The organism is Kribbella sp. DT2, assembly GCF_049844575.1.
Classification (GTDB): Bacteria; Actinomycetota; Actinomycetes; order Propionibacteriales; family Kribbellaceae; genus Kribbella.
In genome coordinates this window covers 312,073-333,309 of sequence record NZ_JBNCLH010000001.1, presented here as the reverse complement: position 1 = coordinate 333,309, position 21,237 = coordinate 312,073, and the positions used below count along the sequence as shown (strand labels likewise).

Annotated in this window: 23 protein-coding genes and 1 tRNA gene; 14 read left to right on the top strand and 10 right to left on the bottom strand. The window is 70.1% G+C overall.

Annotation, left to right across the window (positions count from 1 at the left end):
* The first annotated feature begins 48 nt into the window (after positions 1–48).
* The 6 genes from cobC (at position 49) to ACLQ2O_RS01545 (ending at position 5,539) form a co-directional block, all read left to right on the top strand.
* Entirely contained in the window at positions 49–1,080 is a 1,032-nt protein-coding gene (gene cobC / locus ACLQ2O_RS01570; RefSeq protein ID WP_425826333.1) for an Rv2231c family pyridoxal phosphate-dependent protein CobC, read from the top strand.
* 123 nt (positions 1,081–1,203) lie between these two features.
* Positions 1,204–1,758, top strand: coding sequence for a BatC protein (locus ACLQ2O_RS01565; protein WP_425826331.1), 555 nt, complete (start codon positions 1,204–1,206; stop codon positions 1,756–1,758).
* Positions 1,759–1,763: 5 nt separating this feature from the next.
* Positions 1,764–3,083, top strand: a complete 1,320-nt coding sequence (locus ACLQ2O_RS01560) for a cupin domain-containing protein (RefSeq protein WP_425826329.1) — start codon at positions 1,764–1,766, stop codon at positions 3,081–3,083.
* Positions 3,084–3,508: 425 nt separating this feature from the next.
* Positions 3,509–4,309, top strand: a complete 801-nt coding sequence (locus tag ACLQ2O_RS01555) for a sucrase ferredoxin (protein WP_425826327.1) — start codon at positions 3,509–3,511, stop codon at positions 4,307–4,309.
* A gap of 161 nt (positions 4,310–4,470) precedes the next feature.
* Positions 4,471–4,950, top strand: a complete 480-nt coding sequence (locus tag ACLQ2O_RS01550; RefSeq protein ID WP_425826325.1) for a hypothetical protein — start codon at positions 4,471–4,473, stop codon at positions 4,948–4,950.
* A 214-nt stretch (positions 4,951–5,164) separates the two neighbouring features.
* Positions 5,165–5,539 carry a hypothetical protein gene (locus ACLQ2O_RS01545; RefSeq protein WP_425826323.1) on the top strand — a complete coding sequence of 125 codons (375 nt, stop codon included), beginning with the start codon at positions 5,165–5,167 and terminating at the stop codon, positions 5,537–5,539.
* A gap of 89 nt (positions 5,540–5,628) precedes the next feature.
* Here ACLQ2O_RS01545 and ACLQ2O_RS01540 read toward each other — a convergent pair whose 3' ends face one another.
* The gene (locus ACLQ2O_RS01540; protein ID WP_425826321.1) at positions 5,629–6,261 is read right to left on the bottom strand and encodes a gamma carbonic anhydrase family protein; all 633 of its coding nucleotides are present in this window, start codon (positions 6,259–6,261) and stop codon (positions 5,629–5,631) included.
* A 362-nt stretch (positions 6,262–6,623) separates the two neighbouring features.
* Positions 6,624–7,841, bottom strand: coding sequence for an MFS transporter (locus ACLQ2O_RS01535; RefSeq protein ID WP_425826319.1), 1,218 nt, complete (start codon positions 7,839–7,841; stop codon positions 6,624–6,626).
* Positions 7,842–7,961: 120 nt separating this feature from the next.
* Between ACLQ2O_RS01535 and ACLQ2O_RS01530 the strand changes: the two genes are divergently transcribed.
* Positions 7,962–8,050 (top strand) — tRNA-Ser (locus ACLQ2O_RS01530).
* 10 nt (positions 8,051–8,060) lie between these two features.
* Here ACLQ2O_RS01530 and ACLQ2O_RS01525 read toward each other — a convergent pair.
* On the bottom strand, positions 8,061–8,984 hold the full coding sequence (locus ACLQ2O_RS01525) for a phosphotransferase family protein (protein ID WP_425826317.1): 924 nt from the start codon (positions 8,982–8,984) through the stop codon (positions 8,061–8,063).
* Between the two features lie 81 nt (positions 8,985–9,065).
* Between ACLQ2O_RS01525 and ACLQ2O_RS01520 the strand changes: the two genes are divergently transcribed.
* A complete protein-coding gene (locus ACLQ2O_RS01520; RefSeq protein WP_425826315.1) occupies positions 9,066–9,983 on the top strand; it encodes a GNAT family N-acetyltransferase in 918 nt (305 codons plus the stop codon).
* On the opposite strand, the gene ACLQ2O_RS01515 is transcribed toward ACLQ2O_RS01520, so the two are convergent.
* Positions 9,958–10,371 carry a PPOX class F420-dependent oxidoreductase gene (locus ACLQ2O_RS01515; RefSeq protein ID WP_425826313.1) on the bottom strand — a complete coding sequence of 138 codons (414 nt, stop codon included), beginning with the start codon at positions 10,369–10,371 and terminating at the stop codon, positions 9,958–9,960. The two genes, ACLQ2O_RS01520 and ACLQ2O_RS01515, sit on opposite strands and share 26 nt — an antisense overlap.
* A gap of 111 nt (positions 10,372–10,482) precedes the next feature.
* Here ACLQ2O_RS01515 and ACLQ2O_RS01510 point away from each other — a divergent pair, with 111 nt between their 5' ends.
* Positions 10,483–11,403: a LysR family transcriptional regulator gene (locus ACLQ2O_RS01510; protein WP_425826311.1), complete on the top strand. Its 921-nt coding sequence runs from the start codon at positions 10,483–10,485 to the stop codon at positions 11,401–11,403.
* A 45-nt stretch (positions 11,404–11,448) separates the two neighbouring features.
* Here ACLQ2O_RS01510 and ACLQ2O_RS01505 read toward each other — a convergent pair whose 3' ends face one another.
* From ACLQ2O_RS01505 to trpD, 4 genes are all read right to left on the bottom strand, one after another.
* Positions 11,449–12,912 carry an alpha/beta hydrolase gene (locus tag ACLQ2O_RS01505; RefSeq protein WP_425826309.1) on the bottom strand — a complete coding sequence of 488 codons (1,464 nt, stop codon included), beginning with the start codon at positions 12,910–12,912 and terminating at the stop codon, positions 11,449–11,451.
* Positions 12,913–13,011: 99 nt separating this feature from the next.
* Positions 13,012–13,284 carry a nuclear transport factor 2 family protein gene (locus tag ACLQ2O_RS01500; protein ID WP_425826307.1) on the bottom strand — a complete coding sequence of 91 codons (273 nt, stop codon included), beginning with the start codon at positions 13,282–13,284 and terminating at the stop codon, positions 13,012–13,014.
* Positions 13,271–13,372 (bottom strand): hypothetical protein, encoded by a 102-nt coding sequence (locus ACLQ2O_RS01495; protein ID WP_425829049.1) that lies wholly within the window; start codon positions 13,370–13,372, stop codon positions 13,271–13,273. Before ACLQ2O_RS01495 ends, ACLQ2O_RS01500 begins: the two co-directional genes overlap by 14 nt.
* Positions 13,373–13,541: 169 nt before the next feature.
* Positions 13,542–14,597 (bottom strand): anthranilate phosphoribosyltransferase, encoded by a 1,056-nt coding sequence (gene trpD / locus ACLQ2O_RS01490; protein ID WP_425826305.1) that lies wholly within the window; start codon positions 14,595–14,597, stop codon positions 13,542–13,544.
* A gap of 273 nt (positions 14,598–14,870) precedes the next feature.
* Between trpD and sigJ the strand changes: the two genes are divergently transcribed.
* Both sigJ and ACLQ2O_RS01480 read left to right on the top strand, forming a co-directional pair.
* On the top strand, positions 14,871–15,737 hold the full coding sequence (sigJ, locus tag ACLQ2O_RS01485) for an RNA polymerase sigma factor SigJ (protein WP_425826303.1): 867 nt from the start codon (positions 14,871–14,873) through the stop codon (positions 15,735–15,737).
* Positions 15,738–15,809: 72 nt separating this feature from the next.
* On the top strand, positions 15,810–17,078 hold the full coding sequence (locus ACLQ2O_RS01480; RefSeq protein ID WP_425826301.1) for an FAD-binding oxidoreductase: 1,269 nt from the start codon (positions 15,810–15,812) through the stop codon (positions 17,076–17,078).
* 66 nt (positions 17,079–17,144) lie between these two features.
* Here ACLQ2O_RS01480 and ACLQ2O_RS01475 read toward each other — a convergent pair whose 3' ends face one another.
* Positions 17,145–18,059, bottom strand: coding sequence for an SH3 domain-containing protein (locus tag ACLQ2O_RS01475; RefSeq protein ID WP_425826299.1), 915 nt, complete (start codon positions 18,057–18,059; stop codon positions 17,145–17,147).
* A gap of 235 nt (positions 18,060–18,294) precedes the next feature.
* On the opposite strand from ACLQ2O_RS01475, the gene ACLQ2O_RS01470 reads away from it, so the two are divergent.
* The 3 genes from ACLQ2O_RS01470 (at position 18,295) to ACLQ2O_RS01460 (ending at position 19,750) form a co-directional block, all read left to right on the top strand.
* Complete coding sequence (locus ACLQ2O_RS01470; RefSeq protein ID WP_425826297.1) at positions 18,295–19,074, top strand: enoyl-CoA hydratase/isomerase family protein; 780 nt, start codon at positions 18,295–18,297, stop codon at positions 19,072–19,074.
* A gap of 96 nt (positions 19,075–19,170) precedes the next feature.
* On the top strand, positions 19,171–19,326 hold the full coding sequence (locus ACLQ2O_RS01465) for a DUF6131 family protein (protein ID WP_425826295.1): 156 nt from the start codon (positions 19,171–19,173) through the stop codon (positions 19,324–19,326).
* Positions 19,327–19,402: 76 nt separating this feature from the next.
* A complete protein-coding gene (locus ACLQ2O_RS01460; protein WP_425826293.1) occupies positions 19,403–19,750 on the top strand; it encodes a YciI family protein in 348 nt (115 codons plus the stop codon).
* Here the strand turns inward: ACLQ2O_RS01460 and ACLQ2O_RS01455 are convergent.
* Positions 19,701–21,107, bottom strand: a complete 1,407-nt coding sequence (locus ACLQ2O_RS01455) for an MFS transporter (RefSeq protein ID WP_425826291.1) — start codon at positions 21,105–21,107, stop codon at positions 19,701–19,703. The two genes, ACLQ2O_RS01460 and ACLQ2O_RS01455, sit on opposite strands and share 50 nt — an antisense overlap.
* Positions 21,108–21,237 lie beyond the last annotated feature (130 nt).

The following is a 21,237-nucleotide window of genomic DNA, read 5'->3' as shown; positions in this document are numbered from 1 at the left end:
CCTGGACAGGCGGGAGGAGCCCGACCGGCCGACAGTTAGCCTCCTCCCGTGGCTGTGGACGGATTCGACCTGGACCATCACGGAGATCTCGAGGTCGGCGACGGGCTGGTGGATCTCGCCGTCAACGTGCGCACCGGTACGCCGCCCGCCTGGTTGCTCGACGAGATCACCGCGAGCCTCACCGACCTCGCCGCCTACCCACGCTCCGACGCGGCGACGGCCGCGGTCGCTGCGCGTCACGACTGCGACCCCGACCAGATCCTCCTCACGGCCGGCGCTGCCGAAGCGTTCGTGCTGATCGCGCGCGCGTTCCGGCCGCGCCACCCGGTCGTCGTACACCCGCAGTTCACCGAGCCAGAGTCCGCACTCCGCTCCGCAGGCCACCTCGTCGACCGCGTGGTCCTGCGACCGGAGAACGGCTTCACTCTCGACCCGCGGGCCGTCCCCGCCGACGCCGACCTGGTCGTCGTCGGCAACCCGACCAACCCCACGTCGGTCCTCCATCCCGCCGACACCCTCCGCGAGCTGGCCCGCCCCGAGCGCATCCTCGTCGTCGACGAAGCCTTCATGGACGCCGTCCCCGGCGAGCCCGAGTCCCTCGCCGGCGCCTCCATCCCCGGCCTGGTCGTCATCCGCAGCCTCACGAAGACCTGGGGCCTCGCCGGCCTGCGGGTCGGGTACGTCGTCGCGGCCGCGGCCCTGGTCGAGCAGTTGGCCGCCGTACAGGCGCACTGGCCGCTCTCCACCCCGGCCCTCACTGCCGCCATCGCCTGCAGCACGTCCGAGGCGACGGCCGAGGCCAACCAGGCAGCCCAGGCCTTCGACAGCCAGCGCACTCACCTCCTCACCGGCCTCACTTCGTCACCCCGCGTCAGCTCGTACGGCGTACCGCGTGCTCCGTTCGTGCTCGTCCACGTCGACGGCGCCGATCAGCTGCGCGAGGAGCTGCGCCGGCGCGGTTTCGCCGTGCGGCGAGGCGACACGTTCCCCGGTCTGGGACCGGACTGGCTGCGCATCGCCGTACGGCCTGAGTCCGTCACCGACGCGTTCCTCAAGGTCTGGTGGGACCTGCTCGGCTGAGCCCTTCCGCTGCTCCGGCGGATCGCCGTAGAACTGACGAGAGCTTGTGATCCCCCCAGGGGTTTAGCACCGATCTACTGTGCGCACTGGGTGGGCACAAATCCTCTCGAAAGGAGCAGCATCATGGGTCTCAACGACGACGACATGACCACTTCGTCCGGCGACGGTGAAGGTCTGGCTGACGGGGGCGCGACCCCTGGTGCGCACGACGGCGGTGCGGACGGTGGTGCTGACAGCGGAGCCGGTGGCGAGGGCAACCAAGCCACACCCGGTGGTGGCTACGGCGGCGGCGAAGGCCCGGCCGACGGCGGCGCGGAGCCCGGTGCGCACGACGGCGGCGCCGACGGTGGCGCAGGTGGCGGCTACGGCGGCGCCGAGGGACCGGCTGACGGCGGGGCAACGCCCGGTGCGACCGATGGTGGTGCCGACGGCGGCGCGGAGGGCCCCGCGGACGGCGGCGCGTCTCCCGGTACGAGTGACGGCGGTGCCGACGGTGGCGCCGGTTCGGAAGGACCCGCGGACGGCGGTGCCTCGCCTGGTGTCAGCGACGGCGGCGCCGACGGAGGAGCCGACAGTGGTGCCGGCAGCGGCGAAGGTCCGGCGGACGGCGGAGCCGATCCGAACGCGACCGACGGCGGCGCGGACGGCGGTGCCGGCGGTAACTCCGGAAGTAGGTGAGCGCCGTGCCGGAGACCGGGCCGCTGCCGGACGGCCGCCCGGCTCTCCGGCGCTGCGTCGCCGGAGACCCTGAGGACTTCGCCACCAACTACTGGGGACGCCGGGCACTGCTGTCCCCGGCCGCGGAGCTGGCTTCCGACGCGGGTCCGGCTTTCGACGCGGGGCTGGCTTCCAACGCTGGGCCGGCTGCCTTCGCCGACCTGTTCAGCCTCGCCGCGGTCGACGAGTTGCTGTCCCGCCGTGGACTTCGTACGCCGTTCCTGCGCGTCGCCAAGAACGGGTCGGTGGTCGGCGACAACCAGTTCACCGGCTCCGGCGGCGTCGGCGCCGAGATCGGCGACCAGATCCGCGACGACAAGGTCGCCGCGCTGTTCGCGAGCGGGCACACCGTCGTACTGCAGGCTCTGCATCGCACCTGGCCCGCGCTCGTCGACTTCTCCACGCAACTGGCGTCCGAAGCCGGGCACCCGGTCCAGATCAACGCGTACATCACGCCGTCCGAGTCCCAAGGCTTCGCGGCCCACTACGACGTCCACGACGTGTTCGTCCTGCAGGTAGCCGGCGAGAAGCACTGGACCGTCCACGAGCCGGTCCACCTCGACCCCCTCCGCAACCAGCCCTGGACAGACCACTCCAAGGCCATAGCCGAGGCAGCCCGAGAGCAGCAGCCGGTAGTAGACGCCGTACTGCGCCCCGGCGACGCCCTCTACGTCCCCCGAGGCTTCCTCCACTCCGCCAAGGCCCTAGGCGGCGTCAGCGCCCACCTCACCATCGGCCTCCACACCATGACCCGCTACCTCCTCATCCAGGAGCTAGCCGCCCTGGCCGCCAACGAGGTCGACCTCCGCACAGCCCTACCCCTCGGCTTCAACCCAGGCGACCCAGCCCAACTGGCTCCCGAACTGGAAAAGGTCGTGGCCCTCTTCACCGACCACCTCCACACCGCAACCCCCGACGACCTCGCGGACCGCCTACGCCGCCGCACCTGGTCCGGCAACCGCCCAGCCCCACTAGCACCCCTGGCCCACGCAGCAGCCATCACCAACCTGCGGGTCGGTACGAAGCTCCGCCTACGCCCAGGCCTCAACCACCATCTGGTCCCGGGCTCTCCCTCCGCCGCCCCGGCCTCCGGCGGCACCCCAGTCCGCCTGCACCTCCCCGACCGCACGATCACCTTCCCCAGCGAAACAGTCGGCGCACTCGCAGCAGCCCTCACCGGCGCTCCGTTCGCAGTCGGCGACCTCCCCGACCTCCCACCCGAAGACCAACTGGTCCTGGCCCGCCGCCTCATGACAGAAGCGGTACTCGTCGAGAGCCCTGCATGACCCAACCCGCCCCACGCCCGCCGCAGCCGGGCACCCCCGCCGACGCTCGCCCACCAACCACCAACGCATCCCCAACCACCGCGAGCGCCACCGCCCCCACGCCGGCCGTACCAACCTCGAGTCCGACCGCCACTCCGCGGCCGGACTCGAACTTCGTCCCCCCACCCCGCTACCGCCCCGAAACCGGCTGCGCCGCCTCCGCCGACCGCCGCGGCGACGCCGTCTTCGCCACCGCCCCACCCGCCGAACGCTGGCTCCTCATAGAACTCAACGCCCCCTGGCCCCGCGTAGCCATCACAGCCCTCCGCCGTTCAACCCCCGACTCCCACCCTCCACAAGCCGATCCCGGCAGTCCCGCCCCACAAGGGGTCGTCGGCCACCCGGCCCCACAGCCCGCCCTCCACAGCTCCGCCCCACCAGCTGCCGTGCCCACCAACCCCGCAGACGACCTGCCCGCCCAAGTCGCCCAGCTCTGCGCCCGACTCCGCTGCCGCCCGGTCCTCATCCGCCGCCACGGCCGCACCCCCGCCGGTACACCCCGCCGCTGGTTCCTGGTCGACTCCCGCCCAGGCCACGAGTCCATCCGCACCGGCGAGCTCCCCACCGACGAGCACCTCCTCGCAGTCCTCTCCGGCGCAGACCAAGGCACCCCCACAACCGACCCCATCTACCTCGTCTGCACCCACGGCCGCCACGACGCCTGCTGCGCAGTCCGCGGCCGCCCAGCCGCCGCAGCCCTCACCGCCGCCTACCCCGACCAAACCTGGGAGTGCAGCCACATCGGCGGCGACCGCTTCGCCGCCAACCTGGTCTTCCTCCCCCACAGCCTCTTCTACGGCCACGTCCCCGCCGACCAGGCCGTCCCCCTCGCCCAGTCCTACACCGAAGGCACCATCACCCCCACCTACTACCGAGGCTCCGGCGCCCTCTCCCCACCAGCCCAAGCCGCCCAACACTTCGCCCGCCAAGCCGGCCACAGCCTCGCCCTCAACGCCCTCCACCCAACGACCATCAGCCAACCAACCCCAAGCCACTGGTCCGTAGCCCTCTCCACCTCAGACACCCAAACCATCACCGTCGAAGTCCAAGCCGAAATGATCACCGTCAACGGCCAAATGACCTGCGCCGCCAAGCCCCCAGGCCAGGTCCGCCAATTCACCCTCGCCGCCCCCATCAGCACCGCGACTCCTGCTCCACCGCAACCGCAACAGTCGCCACCGCCATAGCCGCCGTCGGCACCACCGCCGTCGGCACCACCACCGCCCTCGTCGCCGTCGTCATCGCGGTGAGCCCACCCAGGTCCGCAAGCCGTACTGTGCGTCCTACCCTGCACCGCTGCTGCGGTTGTTCGCTGACCGCCGGCGCCGAACGCTGACATCATCAGCGGGTGCCGCTGCCCTACGTCTACAAGGTGACGAAGTACAACCCAGCCGACTGGAACGACTGCGGCCGCTACACAGGTTCTGAGGACGAATCGAGCGATCACGGCACGAAGGAAGCCGCCTACCTCGCGGCCGTCGTGGCCTTCGCCGAGGAGAGCGGGATCGCGGAGCTCAGCATCCGCGAACCCGGTGTGACCGGTTTCGTGAACCTCGGGCTCGAAATGCCGGCCAACGGTCACGGCCTCGCCGGCCTGTTCGCACCGGACCTCAGCGACTACTACGACGGCGCGGTCGTCCCCATCACCACCGCTCTCGAACTCGTCCGCGTGATGCTGCGCGACGGCGGCGCCTGGTGCAGGCTCGAGGTCGAAGACCGGTTCACGGTCCACATCGGCTACGACCAGTACATGTACATCGGCAGCACATCCTGTGCGAGCAGGCCGTCGCTACAGCCGCCGACCTCGGCTTGTTCCCGGTGCGTCTGAAGCAGTCCCCGTACGACGACCTCGACGACGAACAGGGCCCGCCGCCGACGCCGCCTTCTGGGCCGAAGTCGGCAACCTCGTCGCCGAGCACGGCGCCGTCCTGCTTCGGGAGTCGCCGGCCCAGAACCTGCTGCGTTGGCATCGCCTCACGGCGGAGACGGCCGCGACGCCGCCCGCACCGAAGGCCGAGTCAACCGCCCTGCCGGCACGCCGAGTGCTTGCGACTCCGACTCCGGCTCCGGCAGCCCACCTGTCGGCCGAGGTGCCCAACTGCGAACCCGGCGCGCCCGCCAAGCTGGTCGAAAACCTCCACCTCGCACGACGCGCACGGCTGAGCGTCTGGCCCGATCTCTCGCCCGACGTCGAAGCCGCCCACGCAAGCATCGACGGCACCTGTGAGTACGTCTGGGAGAACCGGGCAGGCGAGATCCGCAGCGTGGTCGTACTCGATGCGGACGTCGACGACTTCCCCGACGACGTGATCGCGGCAGCCGCCCACCCCATCACCGAAGATGAGTACAACCCGCTGGTCGTGGGAGTCCTGCCGGATCCCGACGGCGTACTGCGAGCCCGCTGGTCTGCCATCTGAGGCAAACCCGGCCGGTAGGGCGGCAACGACCAGTAGCAAACCAATGGCAGGCAACAGCATCCACTGGTTGCTACAGGCAACTGAATAAACTAGCTGCTTGGATATTCCTCCACCAAGTGATCCTCCAGGTGTGAGCCGTAGTAGTCGGACTGGCGCGCCATGATGTCGCGCATCGGCGTGCCGCGCGGTACGCCGTACACGGTGCCGGGGAAGTCCAGCGGTTCCTGGACGGCCCAGAGTTCCTCGTGGCGGTCGGGGGAGAAGAGCTCGGCGGGGTCTCCGGCGGCGATCCAGCCGATCGGTACGACGGTGCCGGCGGCCAGGCGTGAGTTCACGTGGAGCACGCTGTTGATCCGGAGTTCGGAGCCGGTGCCGACTACCGAACCGGGGAACAGGGCGGCGCCCGTGGCGAGGAAGACTTCGTCCTCGACCGTGGCGCCGTTCACGTGGCTGTGCGGTCCAATGAGTACCGCGTCGCCGATCAGCGCGGGATGGTCGGCCCGGCCGCGGACCAGGGCGTTCTCCATCACCACACAGTTCGTCCCGAGCCGGACCTCGCCGTTCTCCGCGGTCAGGACCGCGCCGTGCAGCACCCGGCAGCCTTCTCCGAGCACCACCGCACCGCACAGGACCGCCGACGGCGCGACGTGCGCCGACTCTGGCACGACCGGTCTCCGGCCGCGATGTTCGAGCAGCATGAACTGTCCCCTCTCGTCGTCCACCACCTTCCCGCGTCAGTCTGCCTGCCGAAAGCCCTCCAACGCCCGGGGTCCTCACATCCCCGGGCGGCCATCGCCGCACCGGCCGTCCACATCGAAGGTGGGAGGTTCGGCCGCTCGGACGAAGGTCTGGGTTGGAAAGAGAGGTACCGCGCGCTGTACGGAGAATATTAGAACACATGTTCCCCAGGTTTGCATCGGCGCCCGACGGCAGTTGAAGACGCTTCTGTACCGATCGAAATAGAAGTATCGCCGACCCGGTTGGAAGCTTCACGGCGGTCACCACGACCAACTCGCGACGGCCGTCGCGCCATCAAGTACACAACCCCGGCAGGAGAGAGGAGGCGCCCGGTACCGATTCCCGATCAGCGCCGCTGAGCAGTCACATCCGGCAGCGCCCGGTCCAGCAGGACCAGCGTGATCGCAGCCCCTAGCGCCAGCCCCGAGATCACCAGCCAGGGCACCGCGTGCCCCACCACGAAGAGCTGCGCGAAGAACACCGGTACCAGCACGCTCGCGAAGGTGAACGAGTACTGCCAGTACGACAGGTACTTGCCCTGCCCCCGCTCAGGCGCCACAGCCGCCGCCAGCGCGTTCCCGGTCGCCGCGTGCAGCACGTCCCCCGCGGCAAAGAACACAGTCGCCAGCACCAGACCCGGTACGACGAGCGCAGCCGGCACGTGCAACAGCCCGGCCATCAGCAGCCCCCAGACCATCCACAGCAGCCCGACGAGCACCATCACGTTCATCTTCCGCCGGTGCTCGGTATGGCGAACCACCAGCGTCTGCCCGGTAGCCAGTACGACGGACACCGCCGCCAGCAGTACGCCGACCAGCCACTTGGGCGCCGGCAGCGCCTCGGTCACGTAGACCGGTAGCCCGACACCCATCAGCATCGTGCACAGCGCCAGGATGGTGTTGGCCCCGATCAGCACCAGGAACGGCTTGTCGCGCCGCAGCAACGGCATCGGTCCGGTGTCCTCGACCGAACGGGCGGTGTGATCCGGGTGGATCCACAGCATCAGTACGCCGGCGATGAAGAACGTCACGGCGTTCAGTCCGATCGCCAGCAGGAACGGCAGGTCCCCGTCGATCGTGAGCAGCACGCCGGCCGCCAGGGCGCCCAGCCCGAACCCAGCGGCCTGCATCATCCCGCCCAGCCCGAACCAGCGGTCCCGGTCGCCCTCGTCGGAGACATCCGCCAGCAGGCTGAACACCGACGACCAGAACACGCGCTGCCCGGTAGTGGTGAGCAGCGCGCACAGGAACAGCAGCCACATCGACCGCCCGAAGAAGAACCCGACGAACGCCACCCCCTGCGCGAACTGCGCGGCGGTGACCAGGTTGCGCGGCCCGACCCGGTCGATCACCAGCCCGACCGCAGCAGGCGCCGCGACGGAGAACAGGGTCGCGACGGTCAGCAGCACCCCCGCCGTACCGAGCGGGATGTCAGCGACCCGTACGAAGAACAACAGCAGCAGCGGCCCGGCACAGCCGCCGCCGAACGAATCGATCGCCAGTCCGACGAGGAGGGGGACGCGGCCGCGCACGTTGGGCAGGCCGAGGGACGTGGCTGTAGGCATGAGGAAGCACTCCGATCTCGGCGGATGAGCCTAACAACCCGGACCGCAGCCCTCCACAGCTTTAATCCGCCCGCACCCGCTATCCTCGACCCTCGGCGGGTCCGTACTGCGCACCCGCCTGGAGGGTTCGCATAGTGGCCGAGTGCGCTGGTCTTGAAAACCGGTATGGCGGGTGACCGTCATCGTGGGTTCGAATCCCACACCCTCCGCCTGGAGTGGTTACCTGAGCAGGGTCTCGAGGTCCGGGAGTCGGTGGAAGAGGTCGGGGAGGCCTCGTGCGCCGTTGCGGGCGGACTCGTGGGACAGGGCTAGGTCGGGGCCGGTGCTTGCCTGGGTGCCGGTGAGGCAGCGGAGGATGTTCCATCTGGTGTGGCCCAGCCAGCCGCCGATCAGGTACACGAACCAGCTGGGGCCCGCGGGCGGCAGCGTTCCGCCGGCGGCGACGTAGCCGTCTAGGACCGTGCGGAAGATGGCGGGTTCGAGGGTGTCGAAGCCTGGGCCCTTCGCGAGGCTGAGGGCGGTGGAGCCGAGTTCACCGGACAGGTCGAGCAGGCCTGAGAGTTCCCAGTCGAGTACGACCGGCCGGCCGTCGCGGGCGAGCAGGTTCCACGGCTGGATGTCCTTGTGGGTCAGTACGACGGGGCCCGGCCGTTCGCAGGTGTCGACGAAGTGGGCGATCGCGAGGAACGTGTCGACCTGGGCGGCGAGCTCGTCGGCCCACGGCTGTCCGGTCGACAGGGCCCGCTGGGCGAGCGCGGGCCAGTCCCGTGAGGCCGGCTCCTCGCTCGGCGCGTGGGTCCACTCGACGTCCAGCGCGTGGATGCGCGCGAGGAGCTCACCGATCTCGAACCCGTACGCCGCCGACACCGGTGCCTCGGGCACCTTCTCGCCCTCGACCCACCGGTGGACGAGCGTCTCGTGGTCGGCCGAGATCGGCTCGGGCATCGGAATGCCGGCCGCGAAGGCCGCCCGCTCGAGCCTGAACACGTCCTCGACCTGGTAGGCCCAGCGACGGTCGACGACGTTCAGCTCCTTCACCGCGAACGACCCCTGGTCGGTGTCGAGCCGGTACATCCGGTTGGCGAACCCGCCGTGCACGCGGACCAGCGGCCCGATCGGCGTACCGAGATGCGAGAGATCCACCCCACGCACTCTAGAACCCGGGCTTCATCGGGGCACCGAAATTCCCAGGCTTTCCACCACCAACTGGTGCAAGCTGAAGGCATGACGACGATCCGTACGGCGATCACCGATGCCGACTACGAGGGCTGGCGTGCGGTGCGGATCGCGATCATGCCGTACGAGCGTTGCCCGGCTGTTGCCGAGTTGCGTGAGGCGGATCGGCCCGGCCGGTTGATGCTGCTGGCCGAGGTCGACGGCGAGGTCGTCGGCAGTGGGCTGGCGGATCGCTCAGGTGATGGGCAACGGGCGGCGCTGATGCCGATGGTTCGCCCCGATTTCCGGCGGCGCGGTGTCGGGACCGAGATCCTGAAGGTGCTCGCCGACCATGCTGTTGCCGAGGGCTACGACATGGCGGGGGCGAGCGTCGACGACGAGGAGTCCCGGCTGTTCGCCGAGCGGTTCGGCTTCCGGGAATCGAATCGGCAGGTCGAGCAGCTGAGGCCGATCGGCGACGAGCCGAAGCCGGCGCCGCCGACGGCGTACGAGATCTTCTCGGTCGCCGAACGGCCGGAGCTGTGGACGGCGGCGTACCACCAGGTCGCGCTGCCGACGTTCCCGGACATGGACCATCCGGTTGCGTTGAAGGTGTCGGAGGACGACTGGGAGAAGGAGTGGATCAACGACCCGGCCGCGATGTTCGTCGCGGTGGCCGGTGACGAGGTGATCGGCGTGGCGGGGCTGATGCTCGACTCCGACCGCCCCGAGCGTGCGGAGGTCGCTTACACCGCCGTACGCCGGGAGTGGCGCGGCAGGTCGGTCGCCGCGACGCTCAAGCGCACCAGCATGGCGTGGGCCGCCGAGCACGGGATCACCGAGATCTACACCTGGACCCAGCGCGGCAACGAGTCCATGCGCCGCCTCAACGAGCACCTCGGCTTCACCTACGGCATCGTCAGCATCAGCCTGCGGGCGCCACTGCCGCTGAGCGAAAACCTCAGCCGAGACCCGAGCGGGCAATGACGTTCGTGATGCCGATGTGCACCGCGGTGAACCCGCCCTGCGCGAACGACTCGGCGAGGTCCTCGGCGGACTCGGAAGGGTAGTAGCGGCCGGCGATTCCCCTGGCGACGTCCTTGACGTCGGCCGAGACCCGCGCCCGCCCTTCGACGGAGACGAAGCTGTACGGCTGCTGCTCGTCGCTGACGCAGACCGCGATCCGCTGGTCGCGGGCCAGGCTGTTGCCTTTGACGCTGCCCGGCGAGAGCGCGAAGGCGAGCTCGTCGCCGTCGAGCACGAAGCACACCGGCGTGACGTGCGGCCGTCCGTCGGCGCGGGTGAGGGCCACGTGCGCGAGCCTCGTCCCCGCGGAGACGAAGGACCGCCACTCGGTCTCGTTCATGTCCGTCATGTCCTGCTCTCCTTCGCGTAGCGGTTGGAACAAGACGCTACGGTCCCGCATGCATCGTGAAAAGCGATGGTTTCCGATCAAGTCGATCACGTACGGCGATACTATGGCCGCGTGGTCGACGTCGAACTGCGCCACCTGCGCGCCATGGCCGCTGTCGCCGAGGAAGGAACCTTCGGCCGGGCAGCCGTGCGGCTCGGCTACACCCAGTCCTCGGTCAGCCAGCAGATCGCGGCGCTCGAGCGGGCGCTCGGCGGCGCCGTCTTCGACCGGCCCGGCGGTCCCAAGCCGGTGCGGCTCACGCCCCTCGGCGAGGTCGTCCTGACCCACGGCCGTGGGCTGCTGGCGAGGTCGGAGGCGCTGGCCGACGCCGTCGACCGCTTCCGGGCCGGCAGCGGCCGGATCGACATCGGCACCTTCCAGAGCGTGTCCAACCTGATCCTGCCGGCCGTCGTACGGCAGCTGCTCGACGAGCACCCGGGCTGCGACATCCGCCTGTCCGAGGTGGAACCGGCGGACCCGAAGATCGGGGATCTCGACCTGCTGTTCCACGACGGCCGGGTCGAGGGTGACGTCGAGCACGTCAAGCTGCTCGACGAGTCCTACCTGCTCGTGGCCGCTGCCGGGACGTTTCCCGAAGGGCCCGTACGGGTGGAGCTGCTCGACGACGCCCCGATGGTCGCCTGGCCTCCGACCTATCACCAGCGCTGGCTGGAGCGGACCCTCGCCGAGTACGGCGGCCGCCCGCGGATCGTGTTCCGTACCGGCGGCCACGAGACCATCCTGTCGATGGTGCGCGCGGGCATCGGTTCGGCGGTGCTGCCGTGGCTCGCCCTGCACGGCACCGATGCCGCGTCCGACGACCGCCTCAGCATCCACCCGCTCGAACCGTCACCCACGCGGGAGATGTACCTGCACTGGCCGGCCCACCGCACCCGATCTCCGTTGGCGAGCCGAGCCATCGACATCGCCGTCGAGGCCGCCGCCGAGCTGGCCGATCAGCAGGGTGATCGGCCCGACGAACCTGCGGGATGAGCAGCAGCAAGGCGATCCTGCCAGTCCTTGAACATCCCGCTGCTGCTACTTGGGCTGGGCCGCGCAGGCTAGGTCCTGCGCAGGGCGCTTCCCGCTGACCAGGTACGACGCCACCGCGTCCTTCGCGCAGGTGTTGGCGCTGAACGGGTAGACGCCGTGCCCGCCGCCGTCGACGGTGACCATCGTGGCGCGGTCCCCGAAGGCGCGTCGCAGCTTCTTCGCGCCGGCCAGCGGTGTGCCCGGGTCGCGCTCGTTCTGCACCAGGAGCACGTTCGACGGGCCCCGGTCGGTGATCTTCACCGGCGGCTCGACGTGCTGCTTCGGCCAGAACGCGCACGGTCCGATGCCGGCCGTGGAGGCACCCAGCATCGGGTACCTGATCCGGTCGATCGCGACGTTGCGCTGGTACTCCCGGACCGACGTCGGCCAGCGGCTGTCACCGCAGACGACGTACAGCCGAGCGGACATCAGGTTGTTGTTGTCGACCACCGGCGGGACCGTCAGCGGCTTTCCGGTGTCGATGTCCTGCCAGAGCTTGGCCAGCTCGGCCATGCCCGCGTCCGAGTAGAGCATCCCGAACGTCGCGGCGCGGAACCCCGTCTCGTCGATGTCCTCGAGCGGCCGTGCGCGCAGCTCCCGCGCGAGCTCGAAGAACTTGGCCTTCACCTGCTGCGGGGTTTTGCCGAGCCCGAGCTCGGGGCGCGCGACGACGTACTTCTGGAAGTCCGGGAACCGGTCCTCCAGCCCCCGGGCGAACATCCGCATCGCCGTCTCGTCGTACCCCTCGGGACCCAGGTTGCTGTCGAGCACGACCCGGTCGCTGGTCCTCGGGAACAGCGTCGTCCACACCGAACCGAGGTAGGTGCCGTACGACGCCCCGAGGTACGACGCCTTCTGCTCGCCGAGCGCGGCCCGGATCCGGTCCATGTCCCGCGCGGTGTTGGCGGTCGTGATGTAGGGCAGCATCGACGCGGTCTTCGAGGTGGCGCACTGGTTGGCGATCGTCCGTGCGTACGCCGCCTCGCGGGTGACGTCGGCCGGGCTGTGCGCGTACTGCGCGAAGGCGCCGCGCAGTTGCTGGGTCGGCGTGAAGTCGCAGCTCACCGGCGCACTGCGTCCGACGCCGCGTGGGTCGAAGCCAACCAGGTCGTAGGAGTCCAGCACCTCCTTGGACGCCCCCGCCCGGGCCAGCAGACCTGGGTAGTCGATGCCCGTGGCGCCGGGGCCGCCGGGGTTGGTCAGCAGGATGCCGCGGCGCTTCGACGGGTCCTTGGACGCCAGCCGGGACAGCGCGAGCTCGATCTGCCGGCCGTCGGGCTTGCGGTAGTCCAGCGGTACGGCGAGCTTCGCGCACTCGAGCGGAACGTACTGCACGACGTCGGGCGGGCAGGGAGCCCACTTCACGGTGCTCGCGGTCGTGGTCCTCGGCGGCGCCGCCGTCGACACCGCCGGTACGGCGACCGCCGCCATCGTGGTCGCGGCGAGGGCGAGGATCAAGGTCCTGTGCATCTGATGTCCTCCAGAGGGGCGCTCAGGGCGCGCCGGTACGGTCCCTCCGAAACTAGGTTTTCCACCGGGGCCACCACATCGCCCATGGGTTCCCGGTTCTCAGCCGATCGGATGACGACGGCAGGATCCAAAGGACGACCCCCGGCTACTGAGGGAACGCAGATGCTGGTGGATCAGCTTCCAGCCGTCGGGAGTGTGCTGGAAGACCCGCGTCGCCCTCGACCGGATCTCCGCGGCGTCGGCGGCGACACGGTCGCCCCAGGCAACGGCCAGGTTGTCACGGGCAACGATCGTGTGGCCGGGAGTGGTGAACTCGGCAGGCGTCTCCACGCCGGCGTCGGCCATCAGACCGTCCAGGTCACCGGCGTGCACCGCCGCGACCCAGCGCTCGATCAGTGGTGTCGAGCAGCTCGGCCAGCTCCCGCGCAGCGAAGGCCAGTACGTCGCGGAGCAGCAGCACTGCCCGTTGCAGCGGGGACAGCTGCTGCAACGACGCGACGAAGGCTCCAGCACCACAACACGCTCCGACGGGTCCAGTGACTCGGTCCACGCCAGCCGGTGCTCCGCCAACGCCTCCGTCACGGCGTCACCGACCGGCAGGTCCCGCCGTCCTCGCCGCTCGATCAGCGTCAGGCACCGGTTGGTAGCGATCTTGTAGAGCCACGGCCGCAGCCCACCGCGGTCCTCGAACCGGTCCAGCGGTCCAGCGTCGCTGCAGCGGCTCCGGAGTCGATCGCCGCGGCACACTGCTCCAGGCAGCTCTCCAGCGAGGGCCGACCGGGCAGAGTGCTGAGCGCAGCGGCCGCATTGAGTAGTACGACGTCCCGTACGGCGCCTCGCTCGCCGGCCAGCAGGCGCCGTACGACCGCCACCGGGTCGGCCGAGCGGAGGTCCCCCGCTGTGCACAGATCGATGCCGACCGAGCGTGGGTCGAAGACGGTCGAGCGCACGGCGCCGTCCCGGACCGTCAGCACGCGCGACGGCCCGGTGGTGGTGAGCTTGTCGAGCCCGTCCGAGCCGCGGACCACCAGGACCGAGCAGTCCCGCTCGGCCAGCACCGACGCGACCACGGGCAGCATCCGCTCGTCGGAGACCCCGACCAGGCCGTGCTTGGGGTCAGCCGGGTTGATCAGCGGGCCGAGCACGTTGAACGCGGTCGGCACGGCCAGCTCACGCCGTACTGCGCCTACGTGCTGGAGTGCCGGGTTGTAGAGCGGGGCGTGCAGGAAGGCGATCCCAGCCCGGCGTACCGACTCCGCTGGGGACAGGTCGAGCGGGACGCCCAGCGCCTCCACCAGGTCGGCCGAGCCGCTGGTGGTCGACGAGGCGGCACGACCGCCGTGCTTGACCACGGTTGCTCCGGTGGAGGCGACCACGATCGATGCCATCGTGGAGATGTTCACAGCGCCAGACCTGTCCCCGCCGGTGCCGACGATGTCGATCAGCGGGCCGGCGACCCGTACCGGCAACGCCTGTGAGCGCAGCACCGAGGCCAGCCCGGCGATCTCCGCCGGCGTCTCGCCCTTGGCGCGCAGCGCGACCAGGAAGCCCGCGACCTGGGCGGAGGTCGCCGTACCGGCCACCACTCCGTCCATGGCCCAGGCAGCGTCGTCCGGCGTCAGGTGGCGGCCGGTGAGCAGGTCCGTGATCAGACCGGACCAGGTACGTCGGGCAGTGAGTGCCATCAGGGTTCCTCGGTGGGTGCGGGGTCGCCCCGACGAGGAGATACACGAACGGCCGCCTCGATCGAGACGGCCGGTGAGCGCGCAGCGGAAGGGGCCGTCTAGGAGACGGGCCACCAGCAGCTCAGGCGCGCGGACATGCTCAGACTGTAGCAACCAGCCGCTCGCCCAACTCCCACAGGCGGGCGGCGTTGGCTCACCTCTGAGGCCGGGCTGTCACGCATGTCACCAGCAGGTGACCGGCCGAGTGAGACGGTACGGCGGGAGAATGGCCGGGTGGATCACCAGGACGACCTAGCGCGCCAGTTCGAGCAGGACCGCGCCCATCTGCGTGCGGTGGCCTACCGGATGCTCGGCTCGCTCAGTGAGGCCGAGGACGCGGTTCAGGAGGCCTGGCTGCGGCTGAGCCGGTCGGACGTGAGTGAGGTGGCCAACCTGACCGGCTGGCTCACCACTGTGGTCTCCCGGGTCTGCCTCGACCTGTTGCGGTCGCGCAAGTCGCGGCGGGAGGACTCGTTCGACTCCTGGGTGCCGGACCCGGTGGTGAGCCGGCTGGACCCGGAGGAGGAGGTGCTCCAGGCAGACGCGGTCGGGCTCGCCCTGCTCGTCGTACTGGAGACGCTGTCACCTGCGGAGCGGATCGCCTTCGTCCTGCACGACCTGTTCGCGGTGAGCTTCGACGAGGTCGCCACGGTCATGGACAAGAGCCCGGCCGCGACGCGCCAGCTGGCCAGCCGGGCGCGGCGGCGCGTCCAGGGGGCGCCGATCGGTGACGGCGACGTGGGCCGGCAGCGCCAGGCGATCGACGCGTTCCTCACTGCGTCCCGGGACGGCGACTTCGAGGCGCTGCTCGCCGTACTCGATCCGGACGTCGTCCTGCGGGCCGACGCCGGCCGGGTGCCCGCGGACGCGCTGGCGGCGTCCCGTTTCGTCCAGGGCGCGAAGGCGGTCGTCGAGCAGGCGCTGCTGTTCGCGCGGATGGCGCCGTACACGCAGGTCGCGACGGTCAACGGCGCTCCGGGCGTGATCACGGTGCTGAACGGCGAGCTGTTCGGCGTGATGGCCGTCGAGGTCCGCGACGGCCGCATCGTCGAGATCAACATCCTCGCTGACACCGAGCGGCTGCAGGCCCTCCCGAAATAGTTTCTCCGCGCCTGTCGATTTCGCGCTCCCTCGCTCGACTTACCTGTGAGACCAGGGAGAACGGAGTGCGGGATGAGCGTGCAGGTGCTGGGAGCGGTCGGCGCGGATGTCGTGGCAGGACTGCTGGGGAACGGGTTCAACGGCGCGATCCACCGGCCGGGGGACCCGCAGTACGACGAGCAGCGCCGCGCGTTGGTGCCGACCTTCGATTCGCGGCCTCTCGTGGTTGCCGAGGCGTTCGCACGCAGTGACGTGCAGGCGGCGGTGCGGACCGCCCGCCAGTACGGCGTACCGATCGCTGTGCAGGCCACGGGCCACGGCACGCGAGTGCCCGCCGACGGCGGGATCCTGCTCAAGACCTCGGCGATGACCTCGCTGTTGATCGATCCCGAACGCCGGATCGCCAAGGTCGGACCGGGCGTGCGCTGGGGCGCCGTTCTCGACGCGGCCGACGAGTTCGGGCTGGTGCCACTCGCCGGTTCGTCGCGCGATGTCGGCGTGACCGGCTACACGCTCGGCGGCGGGGTCGGCTGGCTGGCCCGCAAGTTCGGGTTCGCCGCCGACAGCGTGGTCCGCGCCGAGGTGGTCACCGCCGACGGCCGCGTCGTCACGGCGACCGCGGACGAGCACCCGGACCTGTTCTGGGCGATCCGCGGCGGCACCGGCAACTTCGGCATCGTCACGTCGCTCGAGTTCCGCCTCCACCCGGTCAGCGAGGTCTACGCGGGCATCCTCTACTTCGCCGCCGACACCGCGACGCTGAAGGCCTACCGCGACTGGACCACCACGATCCCCAACGACCTGAGCACCGCGATCACCCTGACGACCCGCAACGGCCGCCGCGTGATCGCCCTCAAGATCCTGTACGCCGGGGAAGCGGCGCTCGCCGAGCACCTGCTCAAGCCCCTGTACGCCGTGGCCGGCCCGGTCCTCGACGGCGAACTGCGCACGACCCCCTTCGCCCAGACCGCGATGGGCGGTACGGCGGCCCGCTACCTCGACCTGGTCGACGAGCTGCCCGACGACCTGCTCGACGCGCTCGCGGCGCTCGACGGCCCGACCGTCGAGATCCGCCACTGGGCCGGCGCGATGGCCAACCCGGGCCCCGGCGCGGGCCCGGTCGCCCACCGCGAGGCGCCGTACTCGCTGATCATCGACCAGGACGTTCCCGAGCTGGCCGAGGTGCTGCGCCCGACCGGGCGCACGTTCGTCAACTTCCTGGCCGACCCGGCCCGCGCCGCCACGGCGTACTCGAAGGACGACCACACCCGGCTGCGCGCGATCAAGCGGCGCTACGACCCGGAGAACCTGTTCCGCCTGAACCACAACCTCAGGCCGTGAACGCCGAAAGGGCCCGGACCCTCAGGTCCGGACCCTTTCGGCAGGGCGGTTCAAGGCCCCGAGCTGCTAGATCGTGCCCTCGCTGCCGTAGACGGTGACGTGGACGTGGTCGAAGTGGTTGGCGGTCGCGCCGCCCCGGTCCTCCATGCCTCGCCAGCCTTCGCTGCTGCGCTGCACGGTCCAGATCCGCTGCTGCCAGAGGACCTCGCTGACGCCGAGCTCCTTGGCGTGCGACTTCACGTACGCCGCGATCTCGTCGCCGGTCGAGCCGGACACCATGATGTCGAGCGCCCGGCCGGTGCCGTGCTCGCCGCCGTCGCCGGAGCGGACACCGCCGTACGACGAGACCGACGGGAACAGCGCGCAGACCGCCCGGTGCACCCGGACCGCGTCGGCGGACAGGCCGTCCTCGACGCCCGAGCCGGACTTGCAGGCCTTCGACGAGACGCCGCCGGCGACCTCCTCGACCGGCTTGGTCGCGGCCAGGTACTCGGCCTTGACCCAGCGGGCGACGCCGTCGCGAACGATCTGGGCCCAGACGCCCTGCACCTCACCGGTGACCGAGACCTTGCTGCCCTTGGACAGAACGGTCAGCAGGCTGCCCTTCTGCTCGGGCGCGGTCCAGACGTTCAGGTCCGTGGTGGTGAACTTGCTGCCGGTGATCTTCAGCGGCTGCGACTTCGCGGCGTCCGCGGCGCGGGTCTTCGCCGACTTCGTCGGGATCGGTGCCTGCTTCTTCAGGTGCTTCGCCGGCGGCGGCGTCTTCGGCTTCGCCGACGGCGGGGTGCTCGGCTTGAGGTCGAGCGAGGGGCGGTAGGCGTCCCGGCTGGTCTGGGTCTCACGCGCAAGCTGCAGGGGAGAGCTTGCGAGCGGGGTGTCGACCTGCGGGGCCTGGTCGGGGAACGCGACTGCCGACCCGGTGGCCATCAGCGCCACCGCCGCGCCAGGGATCGCGACCTTCACGATTCCGGTGCGGATCACCTTGGGGCGCGGTTGACGGTGCCGCGCCTGTCTATGCCGTCCTTCAGCCACTTGGATTCCCAATCTGCCGAGACCAAAACGTTATCGACCGGAGGAGTCAAGCACAGAAACCACTCGGTCTCCCAACTCCGGGCGAGTTTTAACGCATTACGAACGTGTCGCCGTCCGATGACCGCTGGGCGGAGTGTGATCTTGCAGGCGGCGGCGCGCCGTACGGTCTGTTTCACTGCGTGTCATGGATCAGGGCTTCAGGATCGTGACCGGTGAGGTGTCCCGGCTGGTGATCGACCGGGTCGACAAGCGCAACGCCCTGACCCGAGGGATGTGGGAGGCGCTGCCCGGACTGCTCGAGCCGCTCGCGGCCGACCCCGCCGTCAAGGTGCTGGTGGTCTCCGGCGCCGGGCCGACGTTCTCCGCCGGGGCGGACATCTCCGAGCTCGTCGCCGGCGCCGACCCGAACGACCCGATGGCCGAGATCCGGGCTGCGAACCTGCGCGCCCAGGCGGCGCTGCGGGAGTTCCCGAAGCCGACGCTCGCGGTGATCCGCGGCCACTGCATCGGCGGCGGGCTGGAGATCGCGGTCAACTGCGACTTCCGGTTCGCGGCGCACGGCAGCACGTTCGGCGTCACGCCGGCCCGGATCGGTGTCGTCTACCCGCCGGCCGCGATCAAGGTGCTGCTCGACCTGGTCGGGCCGGTGACGACGAAGTACCTGCTGTTCAGCGGTGAGCTGCTGTCCGCGGGCCAGGCCGAGCTGAAGGGCCTGGTCGACCGGGTGGTCGCCGCCGACGACCTGGATGTCGATGTCGACGCGTTCGCGGCGAAGCTGGTCGCCCGCTCGCAGCTGACGATCCGGTCGGCCAAGGAGACGGTCAACTCGTTGCTGGCCGGTGACGAGGCCTCAGCCGACGAAGCGGCGTACAAGCGGTACCAGGAGACGATCTCGAGCGGTGAGCTGACCGAGGGTGTGCGCGCGTTCACCGAGAAACGCACGCCGCGCTTCGGCTGGAACTGATCAAACGGTCGTTGGACGTTTGGACCCGCGGTGCCTTGGGGCACCAGAGTCGAGCCGCCACCCCCGCCTGGGCGGCGTCATGACTAAGGAGGCTTCATGCTCATCCTCGGACTGATCCTGCTACTGCTGGGATTCTTCCTGAGTGTCCCGATCCTGTGGACCATCGGGATCGTCCTGCTCGTTGTCGGAGCAGTGCTGTTCATCCTCGGCTCGACCGGTCGCGCTGTCGGGGGACGACGACACTGGTTCTGAGTTCCAGCAGCTGAGCCACGGGACCCCGCAGGCCTTCGGGCTTGCGGGGTCCCGTCTGTTCGTTAGCATCCCGAGGATGAAGTACCTCGTGCTCATCTTCGGGAACACCGACAACACGTGGACCGGTTCGGCCGAGGACGTCGCGGCGATCCGGTCCCTGACCGAGCTGAAGCACTCGCTGGCCGCGTCCGGCGAGCTGGTCAGCTCCGAAGGGCTGGACTTCCCCAGCTCCGGCAAGGTTGTGCAACTCCGCGACGGAGTCCGCGTGATCACCGACGGCCCGTACGGCGAGGCGAAGGAGCAGCTCGCCGGCTTCTTCATGATCGACACGGCCGACGAGCGGGCGCAGGAGATCGCGGCGCAGGTCGCCGCGATCATCGGTGACCGGGTTGAGCTGCGGGGGACTCTGCTCTCGGCTCCTTAGCGCGGGTCATCAGCAGAGCCGCGCCGACCAGTCCGACGGCCACGAAGGCCCAGCACGCTGCGAAGGCCACGCGGTAGCCGGCCGTCAGCGCGGCGGGCGTCGTACCGGTGGTGTGAGCAACAGCGACAGCAGACAGTACGGCGATGCCGACCGCGCCGCCGATCTGGAAGCAGGCGTTCTGCAGGCCTGACGCGACTCCTGCGTCGTCCCCGGTGACGTCGCTCAACGCGGAGATCGCCCCGGCGACCGTGCCTGCGCCCAGACCCGCGCCGAAGATGGCCAGACCCCAGAAGGCCAGCTCGAAGTAGCCGGAGTCGACCGTCAGCCTGCTCATTGCCGTAGCGCCCACACCAGTCAGCAGCAGGGACACGGCGGCCACCGGGCGCGTGCCGATCCGGGTGACGAGGTTCTGGCCGACCATCGAGCCGCAGACGGCAGCAGCGGCCAGCACCGACGACATCAGGCCGTACCGGATCGCCGAGAGGCCGAGCGCGAGCTGGGCGTACTGGGTGTAGACGAAGTTCAGCCCGAAGGCGCCGAGGCCGAAGGCGATCGTGATCAGGTTCCCGCCGACCAGTGCGCGCGAGCGGAACAGGCGGAGCGGCAGGAGCGGAGCGGCCGAACGCTTCTCCACCAGGACGAACAGGGCGAACAGAGCTGCGGAAACGAGCGCCAGCAGGGTGGTGCGGCCGGCGGACGACTCCGGCGCCTCGATCACGGCGTACACGAGCACGATCAGCGCAGCGGTCACGGTGACCGCACCGGTGAAGTCGAAGCCGCGCTTGCCGGGGCCACGGCTGTCCTGCAGCACTACTGGTGCCAGCGCGATCACCAGCAGGCACACGGGCACGTTGATGAAGAAGATCCACTGCCAGCCGAGCCCGTCGGTCACCGGGCCGCCGATCAGCGACCCCGCCGTACCGCCGACTCCGCTGGTCGCTCCCCAGATACCCAGCGCCTTGTTGCGCTCCGAGCCGTCCGGGAACGTGGTCATCACGATGGAGAGCGCACTGGGCGCCAGTACGGCGGCCGCGATCCCCTGCAGCCCGCGGGCCAGGACCAGCGCGTCACCTGACCAGGCGAAGCCGCAGAGCAGGGAGGAGCCGGCGAAGACCGCCAGACCGACGATCAGCACCCGCCGCCTGCCCAGCAGGTCGGACACCCGGCCGCCCAGCAGGAGCAGGCCGCCGAACATCAGCGCGTAGCCGCTCGGGACCCACTGGACGCCCCCGGACGAGAAGGTCAGCTCCCGCTCGATCGACGGTACGGCGACCAGCACGATCGAGGCGTCCAGGATGATCATGAAGCCGGTCAGGCAGAGCAGCGCCAGCGCGAGCCAGCGTTTCGGGTCCGGCATGAGGGTCCTCCAGTACGACGGGTGAGCTGTCGCAGGGGACGTCGGTCCGGCCGGCGCCCGCTCGACACTTCCGGACTGTCGATTCCGGCAGCTCGGTGACGACGTATCGGGTGAGAGGGGTTACAGGGAC